This is a genomic window from Roseovarius sp. A-2, assembly GCF_002072155.1.
Lineage (GTDB): Bacteria > Pseudomonadota > Alphaproteobacteria > Rhodobacterales > Rhodobacteraceae > Roseovarius.
Genome location: NZ_BDIY01000070.1, coordinates 1 through 2,573, shown reverse-complemented (window position 1 = coordinate 2,573; position 2,573 = coordinate 1). Strand labels below are relative to the sequence as shown.

Here is a 2,573-nt window from a genome sequence, read left to right as displayed (position 1 = left end):
CGGAAGGACGAAGCCGCTCGCGCGGCAATGGCGCTTGTGGCTGGCGTATTGAATCGATCCTGACGGCGCGCATTTTGTAATTTGGCTGACCTGTTTGACGATTGGGGTTTCTCAATCTGATGACAGGAGGATCTCATGAAAGAGGAGAAGATGAGCCCGCTGCGTGAGCGGATGATTGAAGACATGCGCATTCGTGGAATGTCGCCGAAGACCCAGCAAGGCCATATCAGGGCGGTGCGGTACTTTGCGGAGTTCATCGGGCGCTCACCGGATACTGCGACGCCGGATGAGTTGCGCGCGTACCAACTCCACATGACCGATAACGGCGTCTCGACCGGCGTGTTCAACGCGAGGATTGTATCGCTGCGGTTCTTCTTCGGTATGACCTGTGGGCGCGAAGAGATGAAGCGGTATATGCAGTTCCGGCGCAAGCCGAAGAAGCTGCCCGTTGTTCTGAGTATTGAGGAGGTTGGCGACCTGCTCGCGGCGGTTCCCGGACCGGGGCTCAAGTATCGCGCGGCCTTGGGGATCAGCTATGGTGCCGGTCTGCGCGCATCTGAAGTCTGCAATCTCAAGGTCTCGGATATCGACAGCGACCGGATGTTGATCCATGTCGACGAGGGCAAGAACGACAAGGACCGCAAGGCCATGTTGTCACCCGCCCTGCTTGATCTGCTGCGTGACTACTGGCGGGAAGCGCGACCTGAGGGTTGGCTGTTTCCGGGCAAACCCAAAATCATGGCATTGTCACCGCGCCAGTTGAACCGGGCGTTTACCTCGGCCAAGCATATGGCCGGGATCAATAAACCAGCCACCCTGCACACCTTGCGCCACAGCTTCGCCACGCACCTGCTCGAGGCCGGAACGGATGTCCGGGTTATCCAGGTTCTTCTGGGCCATTCCAAGCTTAGCACAACGGCGCGCTACACGCATGTCGCGACCAAAACCATTCGCGGCACTGTCAGCCCGTATGAGATGTTGGAGAAGCTGCAGGATCACACCGTCAGGCGAGGGTTGGAGTAACGGCCCCGGCGGTTGCCGCGCCCAAGGCTGGAGATCGCAGATATCTTTCGGAACTATGGCCCCGCGTGGCGGCGGGCCAATGCGGGTCATGTCAGTCTCGGCCAACTCAAGGTGATGTCGGCGATTGAAGCCTGCCGAACCGAAGCTCTCGGCGGGCATGTGGCGGGATGCGCCAAATGCGGCCACCATCACATCGCCTATAACTCTTGCAAGAACCGGCATTGTCCCAAGTGCCAGGGCCCCGCCGCGCGGGATTGGATGGCGGCGCGCGCCGAAGATTTGCTGCCGGTCGAGTACTTCCACGTCGTCTTCACGATGCCCGCAGAAATCGCTCGCATCGCATACTGGAACCAGAAGGCGGTCTACGGTCTGTTGTTCCGCGCATCAGCGCAAACCGTGACGGCCATCGCCGCCGACCGCAAGCGCCTCGGCGCAAAGGTCGGCATAACCAGCGTCCTGCACACCTGGGGATCCGCGCTCACGCATCACCCTCACATCCACATGATCGTCCCCGGTGGCGGTCTGTCACCTGATGGCAAACGTTGGGTCGCCTGCAGACCGGGGTTCTTTCTGCATGTGCGGGTGCTGGCGCGACTGTTCCGCCGCCTGTTCCTGGAAGGGTTGATGGAGTTGCACCGAGCGGGCCAGCTCACCTTCTTTGGCGATCTTGGGTACTTGGGGCAGACGGATGCCTTCGCGACGTGGCTTGCCCCGTTCCTCAATACTGACTGGGTGGTCTATGCCAAACCCCCGTTCGGCGGGCCCGAGGCAGTTCTGGCCTATCTCAGCCGCTATACCCACCGGGTCGCAATCTCGAACCGCCGACTGATTAGTGCGGATGCCAATACTGTGGCTTTCCGCTGGAAAGACTACCGTATCAAATCCGGTGATCGCCAAAAGGTCATGCGATTGGCAACGTCCGAGTTCATTCGCCGTTTCCTGATCCATGTTCTGCCCGAGGGGTTCCACCGCATCCGGCACTATGGCTTCTTGGCCAGCGTAAAACGCAAAACAAACATCTCGAAGATCCAGGTTTTGCTTGATGTTAAACGGCCTGTTGTCACCAACGAACCAGAGCCGGGACCCGAGACAAACCCTCTCACTCTGCGTGAGCCATGCCCATGCTGCGGTGGCCAAATGCGCATTGTCGAGATCTTCCGGCGAGGCCAGAAACCAATGTCGCGCGCGCCACCACGGGAGCAGGCCGCATGATCAGAGGCTTGATTACACACTTCGATATGCTCCGGTCGTCTTTGGCGGATCGGCCAAAACCGCTTGCGGCCATCAGCCAGAATGACGGTTCGAATTGCAGTATCAGCGCTCAATCGGCAAAATGCATGCGACCACGGTGGCGGAAAATGACTGCAAAAAGCGCATCAAACACAGTCGACCGACCGCCCGCAGCAAAGTCAGTCTCGCCCGCCTGCGCTCTTTCCCCATAGGCCGCAACCAGCCCCCGCGGCTTCCTCCTTCCGAGGTTTGTCAACGCGGGCCGAACGCAGCTCTGACGGCAAAGTTGCACCCCGGCCAGCATCGAAAAACCTTCAGGA

General features: G+C 59.7%; 3 protein-coding genes. 2 read left to right on the top strand and 1 reads right to left on the bottom strand.

All coding sequences use genetic code 11. The features are described from left to right. The first annotated feature begins 135 nt into the window (after positions 1–135). Positions 136–1,023, top strand: coding sequence for a site-specific integrase (locus tag BHD06_RS22520; protein ID WP_080459175.1), 888 nt, complete (start codon positions 136–138; stop codon positions 1,021–1,023). A 12-nt stretch (positions 1,024–1,035) separates the two neighbouring features. After that, on the top strand, positions 1,036–2,235 hold the full coding sequence (locus BHD06_RS22515) for an IS91 family transposase (RefSeq protein WP_080459174.1): 1,200 nt from the start codon (positions 1,036–1,038) through the stop codon (positions 2,233–2,235). A gap of 109 nt (positions 2,236–2,344) precedes the next feature. Here the strand turns inward: BHD06_RS22515 and BHD06_RS24105 are convergent. After that, on the bottom strand, positions 2,345–2,573 hold a 229-nt coding region (locus BHD06_RS24105), incomplete at its 5' end, for a hypothetical protein (RefSeq protein ID WP_217805724.1).

What these genes read in the sequence shown, in the direction of transcription:
- BHD06_RS22520 (WP_080459175.1), top strand. Translation starts at nt 136, where the DNA reads ATGAAAGAGGAGAAGATGAGCCCGCTGCGTGAGCGGATGATTGAAGAC.